At 69.1% G+C, this 19,891-nt stretch carries 15 protein-coding genes; 10 read left to right on the top strand and 5 right to left on the bottom strand.

Annotated features, from left to right (window positions below):
• Positions 1 to 45: 45 nt before the first annotated feature.
• Positions 46 to 1,602 (bottom strand): D-alanyl-D-alanine carboxypeptidase/D-alanyl-D-alanine endopeptidase, encoded by a 1,557-nt coding sequence (gene dacB / locus KS03_RS14620; protein WP_045678847.1) that lies wholly within the window; start codon positions 1,600 to 1,602, stop codon positions 46 to 48.
• Positions 1,603 to 1,745: 143 nt separating this feature from the next.
• Here dacB and KS03_RS14615 point away from each other — a divergent pair, with 143 nt between their 5' ends.
• From KS03_RS14615 to KS03_RS14595, 5 genes are all read left to right on the top strand, one after another.
• Positions 1,746 to 2,408, top strand: coding sequence for a response regulator (locus KS03_RS14615; protein ID WP_085962404.1), 663 nt, complete (start codon positions 1,746 to 1,748; stop codon positions 2,406 to 2,408).
• A 3-nt stretch (positions 2,409 to 2,411) separates the two neighbouring features.
• On the top strand, positions 2,412 to 3,731 hold the full coding sequence (locus KS03_RS14610) for an ATP-binding protein (RefSeq protein ID WP_015876885.1): 1,320 nt from the start codon (positions 2,412 to 2,414) through the stop codon (positions 3,729 to 3,731).
• Between the two features lie 110 nt (positions 3,732 to 3,841).
• Positions 3,842 to 5,332 (top strand): DegQ family serine endoprotease, encoded by a 1,491-nt coding sequence (locus KS03_RS14605; protein WP_015876884.1) that lies wholly within the window; start codon positions 3,842 to 3,844, stop codon positions 5,330 to 5,332.
• A 151-nt stretch (positions 5,333 to 5,483) separates the two neighbouring features.
• On the top strand, positions 5,484 to 5,912 hold the full coding sequence (locus KS03_RS14600) for a peptidase associated/transthyretin-like domain-containing protein (protein WP_015876883.1): 429 nt from the start codon (positions 5,484 to 5,486) through the stop codon (positions 5,910 to 5,912).
• 171 nt (positions 5,913 to 6,083) lie between these two features.
• Positions 6,084 to 6,800: an SRPBCC family protein gene (locus KS03_RS14595; RefSeq protein ID WP_015876882.1), complete on the top strand. Its 717-nt coding sequence runs from the start codon at positions 6,084 to 6,086 to the stop codon at positions 6,798 to 6,800.
• Positions 6,801 to 6,900: 100 nt separating this feature from the next.
• Here the strand turns inward: KS03_RS14595 and KS03_RS14590 are convergent, their stop codons facing one another.
• Entirely contained in the window at positions 6,901 to 7,545 is a 645-nt protein-coding gene (locus KS03_RS14590) for a TetR family transcriptional regulator (protein WP_015876881.1), read from the bottom strand.
• 426 nt (positions 7,546 to 7,971) lie between these two features.
• Between KS03_RS14590 and KS03_RS14585 the strand changes: the two genes are divergently transcribed.
• The 3 genes from KS03_RS14585 to KS03_RS14575 are packed head-to-tail and all read left to right on the top strand — an operon-like array spanning position 7,972 to position 13,997.
• Complete coding sequence (locus KS03_RS14585) at positions 7,972 to 9,267, top strand: efflux RND transporter periplasmic adaptor subunit (protein WP_015876880.1); 1,296 nt, start codon at positions 7,972 to 7,974, stop codon at positions 9,265 to 9,267.
• 18 nt (positions 9,268 to 9,285) lie between these two features.
• Positions 9,286 to 12,477, top strand: a complete 3,192-nt coding sequence (locus tag KS03_RS14580) for an efflux RND transporter permease subunit (protein WP_015876879.1) — start codon at positions 9,286 to 9,288, stop codon at positions 12,475 to 12,477.
• 2 nt (positions 12,478 to 12,479) lie between these two features.
• Positions 12,480 to 13,997, top strand: coding sequence for an efflux transporter outer membrane subunit (locus tag KS03_RS14575; RefSeq protein WP_015876878.1), 1,518 nt, complete (start codon positions 12,480 to 12,482; stop codon positions 13,995 to 13,997).
• A gap of 179 nt (positions 13,998 to 14,176) precedes the next feature.
• On the opposite strand, the gene KS03_RS14570 is transcribed toward KS03_RS14575, so the two are convergent.
• Positions 14,177 to 15,550: a nucleobase:cation symporter-2 family protein gene (locus tag KS03_RS14570; protein WP_015876877.1), complete on the bottom strand. Its 1,374-nt coding sequence runs from the start codon at positions 15,548 to 15,550 to the stop codon at positions 14,177 to 14,179.
• 545 nt (positions 15,551 to 16,095) lie between these two features.
• Here KS03_RS14570 and KS03_RS14565 point away from each other — a divergent pair.
• Together KS03_RS14565 and fghA are read left to right on the top strand one after the other, a co-directional pair.
• Complete coding sequence (locus KS03_RS14565; RefSeq protein ID WP_045678846.1) at positions 16,096 to 17,202, top strand: S-(hydroxymethyl)glutathione dehydrogenase/class III alcohol dehydrogenase; 1,107 nt, start codon at positions 16,096 to 16,098, stop codon at positions 17,200 to 17,202.
• Between the two features lie 16 nt (positions 17,203 to 17,218).
• Positions 17,219 to 18,073, top strand: a complete 855-nt coding sequence (gene fghA, locus KS03_RS14560) for an S-formylglutathione hydrolase (RefSeq protein ID WP_015876875.1) — start codon at positions 17,219 to 17,221, stop codon at positions 18,071 to 18,073.
• Positions 18,074 to 18,195: 122 nt separating this feature from the next.
• Here the strand turns inward: fghA and KS03_RS14555 are convergent, their stop codons facing one another.
• Both KS03_RS14555 and KS03_RS14550 read right to left on the bottom strand, forming a co-directional pair.
• Positions 18,196 to 18,999 carry a metal ABC transporter permease gene (locus tag KS03_RS14555; RefSeq protein WP_015876874.1) on the bottom strand — a complete coding sequence of 268 codons (804 nt, stop codon included), beginning with the start codon at positions 18,997 to 18,999 and terminating at the stop codon, positions 18,196 to 18,198.
• A gap of 7 nt (positions 19,000 to 19,006) precedes the next feature.
• Positions 19,007 to 19,891, bottom strand: coding sequence for an ABC transporter ATP-binding protein (locus KS03_RS14550; RefSeq protein WP_015876873.1), 885 nt, complete (start codon positions 19,889 to 19,891; stop codon positions 19,007 to 19,009).

The following is a 19,891-nucleotide window of genomic DNA, read 5'->3' as shown; positions in this document are numbered from 1 at the left end:
TTTGCCCGCAAGGCGCGGCGCCCGAGGGGGCGCCGCCGGGGCCGCTCAATTGCCGTGCGGCCCCGCGTAGACCCATTCGAGCAGCGCGTCGTGGGCCGCGCGCGCGGCGGCCGCATGGGCATCGTTGATGAAGCTGACCACCACGTAGCTGTTGCCGTCGGCCGAGGCCACGTAGCCGGCGATCGCACGCACGTCGCGCAGCGTGCCGGTCTTGATGTGCGCGTTGCCGAGCACGGGCTGGTTGGTCAGGCGCCGCTTCATGGTGCCGTCCACGCCGACGATCGGCAGCGAGTCGATGAACGGCTGGGCCACCGGGCTCGCATTGGCCGCCTGCAGCAGCGCGGCGAGCGACAGCGCGCTCACCTGTTCCTCGCGCGACAGGCCCGAGCCGTTCTCCAGCACCAGCTCCGGCATGGCGATGCCGCTTCTGGCGAGGAACGCGCGGATCACGCCGGCCGACTGCTCGGGCGTGGCGGGCGGCTTGCCCTCGATCGCGCCGAGCGACAGGAACAGGTTGCGCGCCATGGTGTTGTTGCTGTTCTTGTTGATGTCGTAGACGATGCTCGACAGCACCGGGCCGCGGTGGACGGCCACCGGGCGCGCCGTGGTCGGCACCTTGCCCTCGACGATGCGGCCGTTGAAGATGCCGCCCGTCGAGCGCCACAGCGCGAGAAAGCCCTGCGAGAAGAACTGCGAGTGATCGAGCACGGCGATGTTGGTGGTGATCGGTTCGCAGTGCCGGGGGAAGCGCCCGGCGAAGGCGGCCGTCAGCGCGCCGTTGGGGTCGGTCGTCAGATGCGGGCGCGCGGCCGCGGCCGCCGCCGCGCAGGAGCTGCCGCCCTCGCTGACCTCGTTGTCGATCGTCAGGTTCGCGAGCGGCGGCTGCACGTCGATCGCCACCGCGCCGCCGTCGCCCGGGGTGACCGTAAACGACAGCGACTTGAAGGCATAGAGCAGCGGGTCGGGGCCGACGTTGTACGGCGCGAAGGTGCCGTCGTCGAACGCGGGCAGGTCGCGCGTGGACGGCGCGAAGAAGGTCTTGTCGAGCACCAGCGCGCCGTCGATGTTGACGATGCCGGCACGCCGGATCTTGTCGACCAGGTCGATCAGTTCCTCGGGCACCAGCTTCGGATCGCCGGTGCCCTTGATGTAGAGGTTGCCGTGCAGCGTGCCGGTGGGGTCGACCGTGCCGTCGGCCCAGGCGCTGGTGCGGTAGCGGTAGTCGGCGCCGAGCAGCGCGAGCCCCGAGTAGGTGGTCACGAGCTTCATCGTCGAGGCCGGCAGCATCGGCCGCTCGCCGTTCCAGTCCACCACCGGCGCGCGCGCGCCGATCTTCTCCACCACCACGCTGAGGTTCGCGGCCGGCACGTGGGCGCGTTGCAGCCCGGCCAGCACCGAGGCCGGCAGGATGCCGCGCGCGGCGGCCACGCTGGCGGCGGGGGCCGCCGCCACGGCCGCCGCGCGCCGTGCGGCGCGCGGTTTCTTGCGCGCCTCGGCCGGCGCGGCGAACGCGAGCGCCGCGCAGGCGGCCAGCACGAGGGCGGTGCGCCCGTGACGCGCGCGGGAATGAAGGACAACGGTAAGGCGGCGAATGGGATTCATCGACGAGCGAGTAGAGCGAAGCCGGCCGGATTTGGCCGCGAGCGCACATTGTAGAGACAAGCGTCGCGGCCGGGATGACGAAATGCGCCGCGCGCGGCGCTACAATGAAGGCCATTGATTGCGGCGTCATGGATGCGGACACGATGCGAATACTGCTGGTCGAAGACGACAGGATGATCGCCGAGGGCGTGCGCAAGGCGCTCAAGGCCGATGGCTGCGCGGTGGACTGGGTGCAGGACGGCGAGGCCGCGCTGACCGCGCTCGGCGGCGAAACCTACGACCTGATGCTGCTCGATCTCGGGCTGCCCAAGCGCGACGGCGTGGAGGTGCTGCGCACGGCGCGCGCGCGCGGCCACGCGCTGCCGGTGCTGATCATCACCGCGCGCGACGCGGTGCCGGACCGCGTGAAGGGGCTCGACGCCGGCGCCGACGACTACCTCGTCAAGCCGTTCGACCTCGACGAGCTCGCCGCGCGCATGCGCGCGCTGATCCGCCGCCAGGCCGGGCGCAGCGAATCGGTGATCCGCCACGGCGCGCTCACGCTCGATCCGGCCTCGCATCAGGTCACGCTCGACGGCGCGCCGGTGGCGCTTTCGGCGCGCGAGTTCGCGCTGCTCGAGGCGCTGCTCGCACGGCCCGGCGCGGTGCTCTCGAAGAGCCAGCTCGAGGAGAAGATGTACGGCTGGGGCGAGGAGATCGGCAGCAACACCGTGGAGGTCTACATTCACGCGCTGCGCAAGAAGCTCGGCTCGGACCTGATCCGCAACGTGCGCGGGCTCGGCTACATGGTCGTCAAGGAAGCGTAGCGCGTGCGGTCGATTCGTCATCAATTGCTGATCTGGCTGCTCGCGATCGTGGTCGCGGGGGTGGGCGCGGCCGGCTGGCTGATCTACCGCCAGGCGCTCGCCGAGGCCAACGAGCTGTTCGACTACCAGCTCCAGGAGATCGCGGCGGCGCTGCCGTCCGAGCCGTTCTCGCAGGTATTCGGTTCGCGCACCACCGGCGGCGACGAGGGCATCGTGATCCAGATCTGGAATCGCAACGGCAACCTCATGTATTTCTCGCACCCGCGCGCGCCGATCGCGCCGCGCGCGGAGCTCGGCTTCTCGACCGAACACACCGATCGCGGCGAGTGGCGCGTGTACGGGGCGATCGTCGGCGACAACGTGGTGCAGCTCGCGCAGCCGGTGTCGGTGCGCAACCGGCTCGCGGCCAGCGTCGCGCTGCGCACCTTGTGGCCGCTGATCGTGCTGCTGCCGTTCCTCGGCGCGGCGGTCTGGATGATCGTCGGGCGCGGCATGCGGCCGTTGCGGCGCGTCACGCGCGCGGTCGAGTCGCGCCGCCCCGAGGCGCTCGATCCGCTGCCCGATGCGCGCCTGCCGCTGGAGGTGCAGCCGCTCGTGCATGCGCTGAACGGGCTGCTGTCGCGGCTGGCGGCCGCGCTCGACACGCAGAAGGCGTTCGTCGCCGATGCCGCCCACGAGTTGCGCACGCCGCTTGCCGCGGTGCAGATCCAGGCCCAGCTGGTGGCGCGCGCGCAGGACGACGAGACGCGCCGCGAGGCGCTCGCCGACCTGCAGAACGGCGTGACGCGCGCCACGCGCCTGGCCGAGCAGTTGCTCGCGCTGGCGCGCTCGGAGCCCGACGGCGCCGGCGTGATCGAGCCGGTCGCGCTCGACGAGGTGCTGGCCGGCTGCGTGAGCGCCTATGCGATCGTGGCGCAGAAGCGCGGCATCGACCTCGGCATCGAGGCGACCGAGCCGGCCGTGATCGACGCCGACATCGGCGCGCTGCGCGTGATGATCAACAACGTGCTCGACAACGCCGTGAAATACACGCCCGACGGCGGCCGCATCGACGTCTCGCTCGGCTTCGCGCCGGACGGCCCGGCGCTGGTGCGGATCGCCGACAGCGGACCGGGCATTCCGCCCGACGAGCGCGAGCGCGTGTTCGACCGCTTCTACCGCGACTCGTCCGCGCGCGCGCGTACCGACGTGTCGGGCAGCGGCCTCGGGCTCGCGATCGTCAAGCGCGTGGCCGCGCAGCAGGGCGCCGTGGTCACGCTCGGCGAGTCGGACGCGGGCGGGCTGCTGGTGACGCTCGCGTTCGCCGCCGCGCGGCGCCCTTGAAAGCTGTTTGAATGCCGCCCGGCCTGGCCTTTGGCTCTGGCCCCGGTTCGGTTAAGCCTCCTTTAAGACAGCGTCGTTACGCTGCGAACCAACATGAGGAGGTAGTGACGATGAAGACTCGTTTCCTGGCGCGCAGCGCCGTCGCCGTGGCCGTCGCGGCCGCATTGTCAGCAGGTTATGTCGCCGGCACGCGTCACGCGCAGCCCCCCCAGATCATCACGCCGGCCTCGGCCGCCGCGCTGATGCCGGCTGAGGCCGCCGCCAAGACCGGCATTCCGGACTTCTCCGGGCTGGTCGAGACCTACGGCCCGGCCGTGGTCAACATCAGCGCGAAGCACGTCGTGAAGGCGTCGGCGCGGCGCGGCGGCGGTGGTCCGCAGCAACTGCCGATCGACCCGAGCGATCCGTTCTACCAGTTCTTCAAGCATTTCTACGGCCAGGTGCCGGGCATGGGCGGCGGCCAGACCGACGACCAGCCGAGCACGAGCCTCGGCTCGGGCTTCATCGTCAGCCCGGACGGCTACATCCTTACCAACGCTCACGTGATCGACGGCGCCAACGTGATCACCGTCAAGCTGACCGACAAGCGCGAGTATCGTGCCAAGGTGATCGGCTCGGACAAGCAGTCCGACGTCGCGGTGCTGAAGATCGATGCCACCGGCCTGCCGGTCGTGAAGATCGGCGATCCGCAGCAGAGCAAGGTGGGCCAGTGGGTGGTGGCGATCGGCTCGCCCTACGGCTTCGACAACACCGTCACCTCGGGCATCATCAGCGCCAAGTCGCGCGCGTTGCCCGACGAGAACTACACGCCGTTCATCCAGACCGACGTGCCGGTCAACCCCGGCAACTCGGGCGGCCCGCTGTTCAACCTGCAGGGCGAGGTGATCGGCATCAATTCGATGATCTACTCGCAGACGGGCGGCTTCCAGGGCCTGTCGTTCGCGATTCCGATCAACGAGGCGATCAAGGTCAAGGATGAGCTCGTGAAGACCGGCCACGTCAGCCGCGGCCGGCTCGGCGTGGCGGTGCAGGGCCTCGACCAGACGCTGGCCAGCTCGTTCGGGCTGCCGAAACCCGACGGCGCGCTGGTCAGCTCGGTCGATCCGAAGGGGCCGGCCGCGAAGGCGGGCCTGCAGCCCGGCGACGTGATCCTGGCGGTCAACGGCGTGCCGGTGCAGGACTCCACCATGCTACCGGGACAGATCGCGAGCCTGAAACCGGGCACCAAGGCCGAGCTGCAGATCTGGCGCGACAAGTCGAAGAAGGACGTGTCGGTGACGCTGGCCTCGCTGGCCGATAGCCAGCAGACCGCCAGCAACGACGGTCCTGCCGAGCAGGGGCGCCTGGGCGTGGCGGTGCGGCAACTGACCCCGCAGGAACGCGCCGGCACCTCGCTCACGCACGGGCTGGTGGTGCAGCAGGCGACCGGGCCGGCCGCCAACGCCGGGATCCAGCCGGGCGACGTGATCCTTGCCGTGAACGGCCGGCCGGTGACGAGCGCCGAGCAGCTGCGCGATGCGGTGAAGAGCGCCGGCAACAGCCTCGCGCTGCTGATCCAGCGCGACAACGCGCAGATCTTCGTGCCGGTTGATCTGAGCTGAGCGGATGAAGGCCGCCGCTGCCGGCGCCGCCCCGTCTGTGCCAAGCTACGCTCGGGCCGGATGGCGCGCTGGCGTCCGCTCCGGCCAGATCACGCGGCGGCGCGTGCGAGCGCGCCGCCTCCGATTTACCGACCCAGTAGGGAGACGAACCATGCAACATCAACGCATTTCGAAGTACGTGCTTGCCGTGGCGCTGGCTGTCGGCCTCGTCGGCGGAGCCTATGCGCAGACCGACGCCGGCTTGCCGGCCGTGCAGCAGCAGGGCAGCGTCGGCTACGTGTCGGGCGGCGTCGGCCTCGACGAGTCGACCGCGTTCCAGCGTGCCGAGCACCACTGGCCGCTGTCGCTGCGCTTCACCGGCCAGGGCGGCGAGTTCCTGGCGGGCGTACACGTGTCGATCGTCGGCCATGGCGGCGACGAAGTGCTGAAGGCCGACACGCGTGGCCCGTACATGCTGGTGCGGCTCGCCCCGGGCAGCTACAAGGTCAGTGCGTCCTACAACGGCAAGACCGAGACGCGCAGCGTGAGCGTGCCCGCCAAGGGCGGCGCGAAGGTGGCGTTCTCGTGGAACGCGCAGTGAAGTCGGCCTAAGCGGCCCGGCTCGCGATCCCTGCACGCGATCGCGGCGTTTCCGAGATAATGAAAACCACGGCTCAGGCCGTGGTTTTTTTACGTCCGCCGCCGGTCCGCCGGCCCGCCGGCCGGCATGGCACCGCAGGCGGCGCGGCGACCGCGGATTTCGAGGAGACGCATGGAGCTGAACGACGCGCTGTGCATCCCGCTTGCGCCGTCGGATGTCTGGGCGGCGCTGCAGGACATGGCGCTGCTGCGGGCGAGCATCGAGCATTGCGAGGCGCTCGCCAGGCTTTCCGCTGACGATTACACGTTCGTGTTGACGGTGCCGTTCGGGCCGTTGCGCGCGCGCTACGACGTCCGCGTCCACCTGCGCTCGCCGTCGGCGAGCCGGCCGCGCCGCGCCTTCGAGTTCGCCGCGCGCAGCGAGGGCATCGGCATGCTGCGGGGCCAGTTCGAGATCCGCCTGGCCGGCTGGCGCAGCGGCGACACGTTGGGCACGCGGATTCACTACGGGATTCGCGCCACCGCCAACGGCGCGCTGGGGGCGCTGCCCGCGCGCCAGATCGAGCACGCGCTGCACGGCCTGGCCGAGGATTTCTTCTCCGAATTCAGCGCGAGCCTGCTGGCTCGCCACGGCCTGGCGCCGAATCTCGCCACGGCCGAGCCGCGCCGCCGCCACGTGTTCCTGCGCCCCGACGAGTTGTCGGCCGCGCTGCGCGGCGCGCGCGCGCATTCCTCGCTGCTCGGCCAGGCGCTGGCGGGCCGCGCGCAGGACGCGCCGCCCGGCGACCGCCCGGCGCGCCACCCGCTGCAGCCCTGGGCATGGGGGGGATTGGTGGTGCTGGTGATCGCCCTGCTGGGGCTGGCGCGCTGGCTCGCCGGCGGGCAGTGACGGGGAGCGCCGAGGCGCGGCGCGGGGGCGCGACGAGAACGCGGATGGCTCCCGCGCGCCGGGCCGGCCGATAATCGGCGCCGGGCCGGCCGCGGATGGCTCAGTCCGGCGGCGGCGCGCGCCGCATCGCCGGGCTCAGGCTCAGCATGTCGAACACGGCATCGACGAGCCGCTCCGCGTGCTGCTCCGCGTCGATCTCGTCGGGCAGCATCAGCATGTCGCGCACGAAACCGCTCACCAGCGTGTGCAGCATCAGCGTGGCGCGCCAGGTGTCGAGGTCGGCCGGCAGCTCGCCGCTGGCCACCGCCTGTTTCAAATCGCCCTCGATATTGTGCAGCGCCTTGGACATGCCGGCGCGGTTGCGCTGCAGCAGCGGCTCCATGTCGGCCACGTACTCGCACTTCATGAACAGGATGCTGAACACGCGTCGCAACTGCGAATCGCGCGCCACGCCGAGCAGACACCAGACCAGGATCTTGCGGATCCGCCCGAGCGGATCGGCACGCGGTTTGTCCGAGGTTGCCTTCAGCTCGTCGATCGGCAAGAACACACGGTCGGACATCGCATCGAACAGCTCGCTCTTGTTCGCGAAGTGCCAGTAGATGGCGCCGCGCGTGACGCCGGCGTGCTGGGCGATGTCGGCGAGCGTCGTATGCGACACGCCTTTCTCGAAGAACACGTGTTCGGCGGCATCGAGGATGCGGTTGCGGGTTTCGAGCGCTTCCTCTTTGGTGCGTCTGGCCATTGCGAGTGTCGGTGGCGACGTGCTTGGACGTCGGTAGTGATGAGGGGAAAGGCCGTCGATTGATTCGAATCGTGCAAGAATCGGTGCGACGGGCCCGATTATGTAAGCGTCGGTAATTTGTAAGTGTTTGTGTCGTTCATAAACTGCTTTTACATACATACATGAACGTATATACAATACCATCCACGATCGAACTCCCCAAGCAATAGATCGAAACCCGTGGTGATCAGTTACTATCGCTTTCGCTGATTTCCTCCCGTATCTGCGCCGCGGTTTCTCGCGCGGCGTCCCCCGGCACAGCGGTTGGTGTGCCGTTGTCGTATTCGCAGTCCCGCATCTCTGGTGGGTTCGATCAGCGCCGCGAGGCGCGTTCGTGTCGTGGCTCCAGCCCGCACCCAATTCTTTTGTTACAAACGAGGTCGCTCCATGCGCGTCGAACGGGTTCCATACCGCTTAATCAGTGTTGCCGCGGCAGCCGTATTCCTTGCCGCTTGTGGAAAAAAACAACCGGCACCGCAACAGCAGATGCCCGAAGTCGGCGTCGTGACGGTGCAGCCGCAATCGGTACCGGTGATCACCGAGCTGCCGGGGCGCACCACCGCGTTCCTCGTTGCCCAGGTGCGCGCGCGCGTGGACGGCATCGTGCTGCGCCGCGAGTTTACCGAGGGCTCGGACGTGAAGGCCGGCCAGCGCCTCTACAAGATCGACCCGGCGCCGTACCTTGCCGCGCTCAACAGCGCCAAGGCCACGCTCGCGAAGGCCCAGGCGAACCTGGTCTCGACCAACGCGCAGGCCGCGCGCTACAAGGTGCTGGTGGCCGCCAACGCGGTCAGCAAGCAGGACTACGACAACGCGGTGGCCGCCGCGGGGCAGGCCGCGGCCGAGGTCGCGGCGGGCAAGGCGGCCGTCGACACCGCGCAGATCAACCTGGGCTATACCGACGTGCTCTCGCCGATCTCGGGCCGGGTGGGGATCTCGCAGGTCACGCCGGGCGCCTACGTGCAGGCGAGCGCGGCGACGCTGATGTCGACCGTGCAGCAGCTCGACCCGATGTACGTCGACCTGACCCAGTCCAGCCTGGACGGGCTGAAGCTGCGCCAGGACATCCAGAGCGGCCGCCTGAAGACGGCGGGTCCGAACGCGGCGAAGGTGTCGCTGATCCTGGAGGACGGCCGGACCTATTCCACCGAGGGCAAGCTGCAGTTCACCGACGTGACGGTGGATCAGACCACGGGGTCGGTGACGATCCGCGCGATCTTCCCGAACCCCAACCGGGTGCTGCTGCCCGGCATGTTCGTGCGCGCCCGGATCGAGGAAGGGGTGAACGACAACGCGTTCCTGGTGCCGCAGATCGGCGTGCAGCACGATCCGAAGGGCCAGCCGACGGCGCTGGTGGTGGGGCAGGACGGCAAGGTGGCCACGCGCGTGCTGAAGACCAGCGGCACGCACGGTCAGGACTGGGTCGTGGAAGGCGGTCTGCAGGCGGGCGACCGCGTGATCGTGCAGGGCGTGGCGAAGGTGCAGCCGGGCATGACCGTCAAGCCGGTGGCCGCGCAGTTGCCGCCCGCGCCGGATGCGAGCGCGCCGCAAAGCGCGGCCGACAGCGGCAATGCGAACGCGAACGCGTCGGCGGCATCGGGGGCTTCCGGCGCCTCGTCGGCGGCACCCGCGAGTGCGGCTGCCGGTTCGGCAACGAGTGCGACGGCGGCTTCGGGCGCGTAATCACAGGGGGCCTGTTTCATGGCAAAGTTTTTTATCGATCGCCCGATCTTCGCGTGGGTGATCGCCATCATCCTGATGCTCGCGGGTATCGCGGCGATCTTCACGCTGCCGATCTCGCAGTATCCGACGATCGCGCCGCCGTCGATCCAGATCTCCGCCACCTATCCGGGTGCGTCGGCGAAGACGGTCGAGGACACGGTCACGCAGGTGATCGAGCAGCAGATGAGCGGCCTCGACAACTTCCTGTACATGTCGTCCACCAGTGACGATTCAGGGACGTCGATCATCACGCTGACGTTCGCGGCCGGCACCAACCCGGACATCGCGCAGGTGCAGGTGCAGAACAAGCTGTCGCTGGCCACGCCGATCCTGCCGCAGGTGGTGCAGCAGCTCGGCCTGAAGGTCACGAAATCGAGCAGCAGCTTCCTGCTGGTGCTCGCATTCGTGTCCGAGGACGGCAGCATGAACAAGTACGACCTCGCGAACTACGTGGCCTCGCATGTGGAGGACCCGATCAGCCGTCTGAACGGCGTGGGTACCGTCACGCTGTTCGGCTCGCAGTATGCGATGCGGATCTGGCTCGACCCGAACAAGCTGACCAACTACAGCCTCACGCCATCCGACGTGACGGCCGCGATCACCGCGCAGAACGTGCAGATCGCGGGCGGCCAGATCGGCGGCACGCCGGCGGTGCCGGGCACCGTGCTGCAGGCCACCATCACCGAGCAGACGCTGCTGCAGACGCCGGAGCAGTTCGGCAACATCCTGCTGAAGGTGAACCAGGACGGCTCGCAGGTGCGTCTGAAGGACGTCGCGAAGATGAACCTCGGCGGCGAGAACTACAACTTCGACACGAAGTACAACAACCAGCCCACGGCCGGCCTCGGCATCCAGCTCGCGACCAACGCCAACGCGCTGCAGACGGCCAACGCGGTGCGCGCCAAGATCGACGAACTGTCGAAGTACTTCCCGCACGGGCTGGTGGTCAAGTACCCGTATGACACGACGCCGTTCGTGCGCCTGTCGATCGAGGAAGTGGTCAAGACGCTGCTGGAAGGCATCGTGCTGGTGTTCCTGGTGATGTATCTGTTCCTGCAGAACCTGCGGGCCACGATCATCCCGACCATCGCAGTGCCGGTGGTGCTGCTCGGCACCTTCGCGATCATGTCGGCGGTGGGCTTCTCGATCAACACGCTGTCGATGTTCGGCCTGGTGCTCGCGATCGGCCTGCTGGTGGACGATGCGATCGTGGTGGTGGAGAACGTCGAGCGCGTGATGTCGGAGGAGAGGCTCTCGCCGAAGGAAGCCACCAAGAAGGCGATGGGCCAGATCACCGGCGCGCTGGTGGGCGTGGCGCTGGTGCTGTCGGCGGTGTTCGTGCCGGTGGCGTTCTCGGGCGGCTCGGTGGGCGCGATCTACCGGCAGTTCTCGCTGACGATCGTCTCGGCGATGGTGCTCTCGGTGCTGGTCGCGCTGGTTCTCACGCCGGCGCTTTGCGCGACGATCCTGAAGCCGATCCCGAAGGGCCATCACGAGGAGAAGACGGGCTTCTTCGGCTGGTTCAACCGCAACTTCAACCGCAGCCGCGACAAGTACCACTCGGGCGTGCATCACGTGATCAAGCGCTCGGGCCGCTGGCTCATCATCTATCTGGTGGTGATCGTCGCGGTCGGGCTGCTGTTCGTGAGGCTGCCGAAGTCGTTCCTGCCGGACGAGGATCAGGGCCTGATGTTCGTGATCGTGCAGACGCCCTCGGGCTCGACGCAGGAAACCACGGCGCGCACGCTGAAGAACATCGCCGACTACCTGCTCAACGACGAGAAGAGCATCGTCGAATCGGCGTTCACCGTGAACGGCTTCAGCTTCGCCGGCCGCGGCCAGAACTCCGGTCTCGTGTTCGTGCGGCTGAAGGACTACTCGACGCGCCAGCACGCCGACCAGAAGGTGCAGGCGCTGATCGGCCGGATGTTCGGGCGCTACGCCGCGTACAAGGACGCGATCGTCGTGCCGTTCAATCCGCCGTCGATCCCGGAACTGGGCACCGCCGCCGGCTTCGACTTCGAGCTGACCGACAACGCCGGCCTCGGCCACGACGCGCTGATGGCCGCGCGCAACCAGCTGCTCGGGATGGCCGCGAAGGATCCGACGCTGCAGGGCGTGCGTCCGAACGGCCTGAACGACACGCCGCAGTTCAAGGTGGACATCGACCGCGAGAAGGCCAACGCGCTCGGCGTGACGGCGGCCTCGATCGACCAGACCTTCTCGATCGCCTGGGCCTCGCAGTACGTCAACAACTTCCTCGATACCGACGGCCGGATCAAGAAGGTGTACGTGATGGCCGACGCGCCGTTCCGCGCCACGCCGCAGGACATGGACATCTGGTACGTGCGCAACGGCTCGGGCGGGATGGTGCCGTTCAGCGCCTTCGCGTCGGGCCACTGGACCTACGGGTCGCCGAAGCTGGAGCGCTACAACGGCATCTCGGCGATGGAAATCCAGGGCCAGGCCGCGCCGGGCAAGAGTACCGGCCAGGCGATGGCGGCCATGGAGAAGATCGCGCAGAAGCTGCCGAACGGCATCGGCTATTCGTGGACCGGCCTGTCGTTCCAGGAACTCCAGTCGGGCTCGCAGGCGCCGATCCTCTACGCGATCTCGATCCTGGTGGTGTTCCTGTGTCTGGCGGCGCTGTATGAGAGCTGGTCGATCCCGTTCTCGGTGATCATGGTGGTGCCGCTGGGCGTGATCGGCGCGCTGCTGGCCGCGACGCTGCGCGGGCTCGAGAACGACGTGTTCTTCCAGGTCGGCCTGCTGACCACGGTGGGGCTGTCGGCGAAGAACGCGATCCTGATCGTGGAATTCGCGCGCGAGCTGCAGATGGGCGAGAAGATGGGGCCGGTCGAGGCGGCGCTGGAGGCGGCGCGGCTGCGGCTGCGCCCGATCCTGATGACCTCGCTCGCGTTCATTCTCGGCGTGCTGCCGCTCGCGATCAGCAACGGCGCTGGCTCGGCGAGCCAGCACGCGATCGGCACCGGCGTGATCGGCGGGATGTTGACGGCGACATTCCTCGCGATCTTCATGATCCCCATGTTCTTCGTGAAGGTGCGGGCGGTGTTCGGCGGCGAGAAGGAAGACGCCGACGAGGCGCTGCGTCTGGCGCAGGAGCACGCGCACCGGACCCAGGAAGGCGGCGACGGCAACAAGGAACAGTGACAATGCGAAAATTTGCTTTGACTGCAATGGCGGTCGCGCTGGTCGCCACCGGCTGCACGCTGGCCCCGCACTACGAGCGTCCGGCCGCGCCGGTCGCGGGTACGTTCCCGTCCGACGGCGTCTACGCGACGCAGCCGGGCGCGAGCGCGACCCGCAGCGCGAACGGCCAGGCCGCGAGCGACATCGGCTGGCGCAACTTCTTCACCGATCCGCGGCTGCAGCGGCTGATCGAGCTGGCGCTGAAGAACAACCGCGACCTGCGCGTATCGGTGCTCAACGTGGAGGCGGCGCGCGCGCAGTATCAGATCACCCGCGCCGAGCTGCTGCCGGCCCTGAACGGCACCGGCACCGGCTCGATCCAGCGGCTGCCGGCCGGAGTCTCGACCACGGGGGCGCCGCTCATCTCGCGCACCTACAACGTCGGGCTCTCGGCGTCGTGGGAGCTGGACCTGTTCGGCCGGATCCAGAGCCTGAAGGATCAGGCGCTCGCGAAATACCTGTCCACGGCGCAGGCGCGCAAGGCCGCGGAGATATCGCTCGTCTCGCAGGTGGCGGACCAGTATCTGACGGTGCTGTCCACCGACGACCTGCTGAAGGTGACGGAAGACACGCTGAAGACGGCGCAGGCGTCGTACAACCTGACCAAGCTGCAGTTCGACAACGGCACGGGCTCGGAGCTGGATCTGCGTCAGGCGCAGACGGTGGTCGAGCAGGCGCTGGCGAACCAGCAGGCGCAGGCGCGGGCGCGGGCCCAGGCGCTCAACGCGCTGGTGGTGCTGGTGGGCGAGCCGCTGCCGGACGACCTGCCGGCCGGGCAGCCGCTCGACTCGCAGGACCTGCTGACGGACATCCCGGCCGGATTGCCGTCGGAGCTGCTCACGCGCCGGCCCGACATCATGGAGGCCGAGCAGACGCTGCGCGCGGCCAACGCGAACATCGGCGCGGCGCGCGCGGCGTTCTTCCCGCGCATCTCGCTGACGGGCGCGTTCGGCTCGGCGAGCCCGACGCTGGGCGGGCTGCTCAAGGCGGGGACGGCGGCCTGGTCGTTCGCGCCGGACCTCACGCTGCCGATCTTCGCGGGCGGCTCGAACCTGGCGAACCTGGACCTGGCGCGCGTGCAGAAGCGCATCGAGGTGGCGAACTACGAGAAGGCGATCCAGACGGCGTTCCAGGAGGTGTCGGACGGTCTGGCCGCGCGCGGGACGTACGACCAGCAGATCGCGGCGCTGCAGCGCAACGAGCAGGCGCAGCGGCGCCGCTACGACCTGTCGGAGCTGCGCTACAAGAACGGGGTCGACAACTACCTGACGGTGCTGACGGCGCAGACGGACCTGTATTCGGCGCAGCAGTCGCTGATCTCGGCACGGCTGTCGCGCTGGACCAACCTGGTGGACCTGTACCGCGCGCTGGGCGGCGGCTGGCTCGAGCACTCGGGCGACACGCCGCGCGAGGCGGATGCGCCGGCCGACTACGGCAAGGCCGCGCCTGCGGTGCCGGCTTCGCAGGCCACGGCGGGCTGAGCCCGGCCGAATCCCGCGCGCGGCACGGCAGCACGTCACGACACCCCGGCAGGCTTCACGGCCTGCCGGGGTGTCGTTTTTCTGCGCCGCAACGCGCCACACCCGAACGCGGCCGGGCGTTGCCTCAGCGCCGCCGGCGCGCCGCGCGGCGCGCCGCGCGGCGCGCCGGCGTCGTGCGCTCAGTGCAGGCCGGCCGGGCGCCGTTCGAGGTCGTGGCCGGCGCGGCGGATCTCGCATTCGGCCTGCTGCTCGCTCCTCACGCCGTTGAACACGAGGTTCAGCAGCACTGCCGACACCGAGGCGAGCAGGATGCCGCTGTGCAGGAGCGGGGCGAGCGCGCCCGGCAGCTTCGCGAAGAAGTGCGGCGAGACCACCGGCACGAGGCCTAGCCCGATGCTGACCGCGACGATGAACAGGTTGTTGTGATTGGTGACGAAATCGACGCGTGAAAGCGTTTTCACGCCGTTCGCGGCCACCATTCCGAACATCACGATGCCCGCGCCGCCCAGCACGAAGGCCGGCACCGAGGCGACGATCTGCGCCATCTTCGGGAACAGCCCGAGCAGCACCAGGATCACGCCGCCCGTCACGCACACGAAGCGGCTCTTCACGCCGGTCACGCCCACCAGCCCGACGTTCTGCGAGAACGAGGTGTGCGGAAACGAGTTGAAGATGCCGCCGATCAGCGTGCCGAGGCCGTCCACGCGCAGGCCGCGCACCAGGGCCTGCTGGTCCACCGGGCGCTCGACCATGTCGCCGACCGCGAGGAACATGCCGGTCGATTCGATGAAGGTGACGAACATCACGATCACCATGGTCGCGATCGACAGCGCGTCGAAGTGCGGCACGCCGAAGTGGAACGGCATCACGACGCCGACCCAGGGCGCGGCCGCGACGCCGTCGAGATCGACGCGCCCGAGCCCGAGCGCGATCGCGAAGCCGGCCACGATGCCCAGCAGCACCGCGATGTTGGCAAGGAAGCCGCGGCCGAACCTGTTGATCAGCAGGATCAGCGTGAGCACCAGCAGCGACAGGCCGAGGAACACCGGGTCGCCGTACTCGGGGTTGCCCACGCCGCCGGCGGCCCAGTTGATGCCCACCCCCATCAGCGACAGGCCGATCACCGCGATCACGGTGCCGACCACCACCGGCGGAAAGAAGCGCAACAGCTTGCCGATCACCGGCGCGATCACGATGCCGATCACGCCCGCCGCGATGGTCGAGCCGAATACGTCGAGCAGCCCGAGGCTCGGATTGGTGCCGATCGCGATCAGCGGGCCGACCGAGGCGAAGGTGCAGCCCATGATCACCGGCAGACGGATGCCGAAGATCCAGACGCCGAGCGTCTGGATCAGCGTGGCGATTCCGCACGCGAACAGGTCGGCGCTGATCAGGAACGCGATCTGGTCTTTCGGCAGCTTCAGCGCGCCGCCGATGATGAGCGGCACCGCGACCGCGCCGGCGTACATCACGAGCACGTGCTGCAGACCGAGGGTGACGAGCCTGCCGGCCGGCAAAATCTCGTCGCACGGATGGACCGTGTTCGATTGCATCTGTCTCACTCCATGATCTTGTTGTCGGGGTGGTGTGAAGTTATGCGCATCGCAGCAGGCCAACAAGAGCATTGGACGCTATTCCACGGTTTGCGGGCGGGATATGCGATTGTCGATGCCGGATGCCGAGAATTCATGGGAGACGCCCCGCTGTAATGGGATTGACGAAAGTTATATCCAGTCAAAAACCGCGTGGCGCCGGTGCCAAATATGGTCCCGGTTATGGTCTGTATCCAGCATGGCGCATGGGGCCGCTTCGGACCGGCCGCCCGGGCGGCCGGGTTTACCCGGCAGGCAAGGGTTTTCGCGGGGTCGGACGGCAGTTTGGGCAGGGCGGCGCGGGCCGACATCGATTCGTCGCGTGGCGTCATGCCAGTTTTCGCGGACGGCGTTTACACTTCGGGCTGGTTTCGCCGCGCCGGTCCGGCGCGACTCGCGGCCCGGCGCGCGCCGCATGCCCGCCCCGGGCCCGGCGTCGGCCGCCGCGCGCCGCCGTGCGCGGCGAGCAAGCCCGCAACGTCACAGCACAGACAAGGAGCATCACGATGAAGACGAAAGCCGCGATCGCATGGAAGGCCGGTGCGCCGCTGACCATCGAGGAAGTGGATCTGGAAGGCCCGCGCGCGGGCGAGGTGCTGATCGAGGTGAAGGCCACGGGGATCTGCCATACCGACTACTACACGCTGTCGGGCGCCGATCCGGAAGGCATCTTCCCGGCGATCCTCGGCCACGAGGGCGCGGGCGTGGTGGTGGACGTCGGCCCCGGCGTGGGCACGCTCAGAAAGGGCGACCACGTGATTCCGCTCTACACGCCCGAATGCCGCGAGTGCAAGTTCTGCCTGTCGCGCAAGACCAACCTGTGCCAGAAGATCCGCGCCACGCAGGGCAAGGGCCTGATGCCGGACGCCACCTCGCGCTTCTCGCTCGACGGCAAGCCGATCTTCCACTACATGGGCACCTCGACGTTCTCGAACTACATCGTCGTGCCGGAGATCGCGGTGGCGAAGATCCGCGAGGATGCGCCGTTCGACAAGGTCTGCTACATCGGCTGCGGCGTGACGACGGGGGTGGGCGCCGTGGTCTACTCGGCGAAGGTCGAGGCCGGCGCGAACGTGGTGGTGTTCGGCCTCGGCGGGATCGGCCTGAACGTGATCCAGGGCGCGAAGATGGTGGGCGCCGACAAGATCATCGGCATCGATATCAACCCGGCGCGCGTCGAACTGGCGAAGCAGTTCGGCATGACGCACTTCATCAACCCGAAGGAGGTCGAGAACGTGGTCGACCAGATCGTGCAGCTGACCGACGGCGGCGCGGATTACTCCTTCGAGTGCATCGGCAACGTCACCACCATGCGTCAGGCGCTCGAATGCACCCACAAGGGCTGGGGCCAGTCCTTCATCATCGGCGTGGCGGCGGCCGGCCAGGAGATCAGCACGCGGCCGTTCCAGCTCGTCACGGGCCGCGAATGGAAGGGCTCGGCGTTCGGCGGCGCGCGCGGGCGCACCGACGTGCCGAAGATCGTCGACTGGTACATGGAAGGCAAGCTCAACATCGACGACCTGATCACGCACCGTCTGCCGCTCGAGCAGATCAACGACGGCTTCGACCTGATGAAGAAGGGCGAGTCGATCCGCTCGGTCGTGCTCTACTGATCCGGAGGCAGCGATCATGCTTGAACTGACTGCGTCGCATGCATGCTTCGGCGGCGAGCAGCGTTTCTATCGCCACGAATCGTCGATCATCGGCCTGCCGATGAAGTTCTCGGTGTTCCTGCCGCGGCAGGCGGTGCAGGGCGGCACGCGCGTGCCCGCGCTGTTCTTCCTGGCGGGGCTGACCTGCACCGAGGAAACCTTCATGATCAAGGCCGGCGCGCAGCGCTTCGCGGCCGAGCACGGCATCGCGCTGATCGCGCCCGACACGAGCCCGCGCGGCGCCGGCGTGCCGGGCGAGGCCGATGCCTGGGATTTCGGGGTGGGCGCGGGCTTCTATCTCGACGCCACCCAGGCGCCGTGGGCCACGCATTACCGGATGGAGTCGTACCTGATGGACGAGCTGCGCGCGCTGGTGCTCGGCGCGCTGCCGGTCGAGGGCACGCGGCTGGGCATCTTCGGCCATTCGATGGGCGGCCATGGCGCGCTGACGCTCGCGCTGCGGCACCCGGGCGTGTTCCGCTCGGTCTCGGCGTTCGCGCCGATCGCCGCGCCGATGCGCTGCGCGTGGGGCGAGAAGGCGTTCAGCGGCTATCTCGGCGAGGATCGCGAGGCCTGGAAGGCGCACGACGCGAGCGAGCTGGTCGCGCGCAGCGATGCGCCGCGCTATGCCGACGGGATCCTCATCGATCAGGGGCTGGCCGACCAGTTCCTGCCGACCCAGCTCAACCCCGAGGTGTTCGAGGCCGCCTGCCGCGAGGCCGGCCAGCCGCTCACGCTGCGCCGCCACGAAGGCTACGACCACGGCTATTATTTCATCTCGACGTTCATCGCCGACCACCTCGCGCATCACGCGCGCACGCTGCTCGCGTGACGGAGCGGGCGGCTGGCGCTGCCCGGCCCCGCCCGATGGCTCGGGCCAGGAAACGACGAAGCCCGCCGCCGCGCCCGCCAGCGCGCCGGCGGGCTTTTTCTAGCGCGCGGCGCGCGGCCGCCTCAGGCCGAGGCGCCCGCCGCGAGCCGGCGCCCGCCGAGGCTTGCGGCGTAGACGAGCGCGGACAGCGCGGTGATCCAGAAGCTGGTCGGCCAGTCGGTGTAGTAGGCGAGCGTGATGCCGAGCCAGGCCTCGCCGAGCGCGAACAGGGCGGCCAGCCAGACCCCGGTGGCAAGCCGCGTGGCGAGGTTCTGCGCGGCCGAGGCCGGCCCCACCAGCAGCGTGAACACCAGCAGCACGCCGACGATCTGCGTGCAGGCCGCTACCGCGAGCGCGCAGATCGCGAGGAACAGCACCGACACGAGCCGCAGCGATACGCCCTTGGCCTCGGCCAGTTCCGGCTGCAGCGAGGCGAACAGCAGCGGGCGCAGGATCGCCGCGAGCGCGAGCAGGCTGACCACGCCGATGCCGGCCAGCGCCATCAGCGTGGCGTGGCTCACGCCGAGTACGTTGCCGAACAGCAGCGCGGTGACCTGGGTCGCGTAGCTGGTGTAGAAATGCAGGAACAGCAGGCCCGCGCCGAGCGCCACCGAGAGGATCACGCCGATCGCGACGTCGCGGCCCGCGAGCCGTTCGCCGAGCGCGCCCATCGCGATGCCGGCCGCCAGCGTGAAGCCCACCATCCCCCAGATCGGCGAGAGGCCGAGCAGCACCGCGCCGGTGGCGCCGGTGAAGCCGACGTGCGAGAGCGCGTGGCCGGCGAAGGTCTGGCCGCGCAGCACCAGGAAGTAGCCGACCACGCCCGCCAGCACCGCGACGATCCCCGACGCGGCGAACGCGTTGACCATGAATTCGTATTCAAACATCGTGCGCCTACTCGTGCGAAGGGCCGTGCGGATGAGCGTGGCCGTGCGAATGCGGGTGGGCATGTCCGTGCCCGTGGTGGCCGTCGTCCTCGTGTTCGTGATCGTGCTTTTCCACCTCGACGTCGCCCGACATCACGAAGATCCGGCCGTTAACGCGCATCACGTCGATCGGCGAACCGTACAGGCGCGACAGCACCGGCCGGGTGATCACCTCGTCGACGGTGCCGAGCGCGGCGGTGCCGTTGCCGAGATAGAGCACGCGGTCCAGCGCGTTGAGCAGCGGGTTCAGTTCGTGCGCCGAGAACAGCACGGTGATGCCGAGCTCGCGCTGCACGCGCCGCACCAGCTCCACCACGCCGCGCTGGTGATGCGGGTCGAGGCTGATCAGCGGCTCGTCGAGCAGCAGCAGCTTCGGCGCGCCGAGCAGGCACTGCGCGAGCAGCAGGCGCTGGCGCTCGCCGCCCGACAGCTCGGACAACGGACGTCGGGCGAGCGCCGTGCCGCCCACCAGATCGAGCACGCGCGCCACGTCGGCGCGCACTGCCGGGTTCGCGCGCGGCAGCCCCCAGCGGTGGCCGTCGGCGGCCATCGCCACGAAGTCGTAGCCGCGCACGCGGCGCCCGGCCAGCGCGCTGCGGATCTGCGGCATGTAGCCGATCGCCGGATTGCCGCGCGAGACGGGCGCGCCCGCCACCGAGATGGCGCCGCGCGCAGCCGGCACGAGGCCCAGCACCGAGCGCATCAGGGTGGTCTTGCCGGCGCCGTTCGGGCCGAGCACGCCGACGAATTCGCCGGCCTCGACGGCCAGGCTGACGTCGCGCAGGATGGTGCGCCCGCCCAGTTCGAGCGTGACGCGTTCGAGCGCGAGCGCGGCGCAAGCAGCAGTGGTCAT

The organism is Burkholderia glumae LMG 2196 = ATCC 33617 (assembly GCF_000960995.1).
In the GTDB taxonomy this organism is placed as follows: Bacteria; Pseudomonadota; Gammaproteobacteria; order Burkholderiales; family Burkholderiaceae; genus Burkholderia; species Burkholderia glumae.
The sequence above is the reverse complement of the archived record's forward strand: the minus strand, read 5'-3'. Positions and strand labels throughout refer to the sequence as shown.

What these genes read in the sequence shown, in the direction of transcription:
- KS03_RS14575 (WP_015876878.1), top strand. Translation starts at nt 12,480, where the DNA reads ATGCGAAAATTTGCTTTGACTGCAATGGCGGTCGCGCTGGTCGCCACC.
- KS03_RS14570 (WP_015876877.1), bottom strand. Translation starts at nt 15,550, where the DNA reads ATGCAATCGAACACGGTCCATCCGTGCGACGAGATTTTGCCGGCCGGC.
- KS03_RS14605 (WP_015876884.1), top strand. Translation starts at nt 3,842, where the DNA reads ATGAAGACTCGTTTCCTGGCGCGCAGCGCCGTCGCCGTGGCCGTCGCG.
- KS03_RS14580 (WP_015876879.1), top strand. Translation starts at nt 9,286, where the DNA reads ATGGCAAAGTTTTTTATCGATCGCCCGATCTTCGCGTGGGTGATCGCC.
- KS03_RS14600 (WP_015876883.1), top strand. Translation starts at nt 5,484, where the DNA reads ATGCAACATCAACGCATTTCGAAGTACGTGCTTGCCGTGGCGCTGGCT.
- fghA (WP_015876875.1), top strand. Translation starts at nt 17,219, where the DNA reads ATGCTTGAACTGACTGCGTCGCATGCATGCTTCGGCGGCGAGCAGCGT.
- dacB (WP_045678847.1), bottom strand. Translation starts at nt 1,602, where the DNA reads ATGAATCCCATTCGCCGCCTTACCGTTGTCCTTCATTCCCGCGCGCGT.
- KS03_RS14590 (WP_015876881.1), bottom strand. Translation starts at nt 7,545, where the DNA reads ATGGCCAGACGCACCAAAGAGGAAGCGCTCGAAACCCGCAACCGCATC.
- KS03_RS14565 (WP_045678846.1), top strand. Translation starts at nt 16,096, where the DNA reads ATGAAGACGAAAGCCGCGATCGCATGGAAGGCCGGTGCGCCGCTGACC.
- KS03_RS14550 (WP_015876873.1), bottom strand. Translation starts at nt 19,891, where the DNA reads ATGACCACTGCTGCTTGCGCCGCGCTCGCGCTCGAACGCGTCACGCTC.
- KS03_RS14585 (WP_015876880.1), top strand. Translation starts at nt 7,972, where the DNA reads ATGCGCGTCGAACGGGTTCCATACCGCTTAATCAGTGTTGCCGCGGCA.
- KS03_RS14595 (WP_015876882.1), top strand. Translation starts at nt 6,084, where the DNA reads ATGGAGCTGAACGACGCGCTGTGCATCCCGCTTGCGCCGTCGGATGTC.
- KS03_RS14615 (WP_085962404.1), top strand. Translation starts at nt 1,746, where the DNA reads ATGCGAATACTGCTGGTCGAAGACGACAGGATGATCGCCGAGGGCGTG.
- KS03_RS14555 (WP_015876874.1), bottom strand. Translation starts at nt 18,999, where the DNA reads ATGTTTGAATACGAATTCATGGTCAACGCGTTCGCCGCGTCGGGGATC.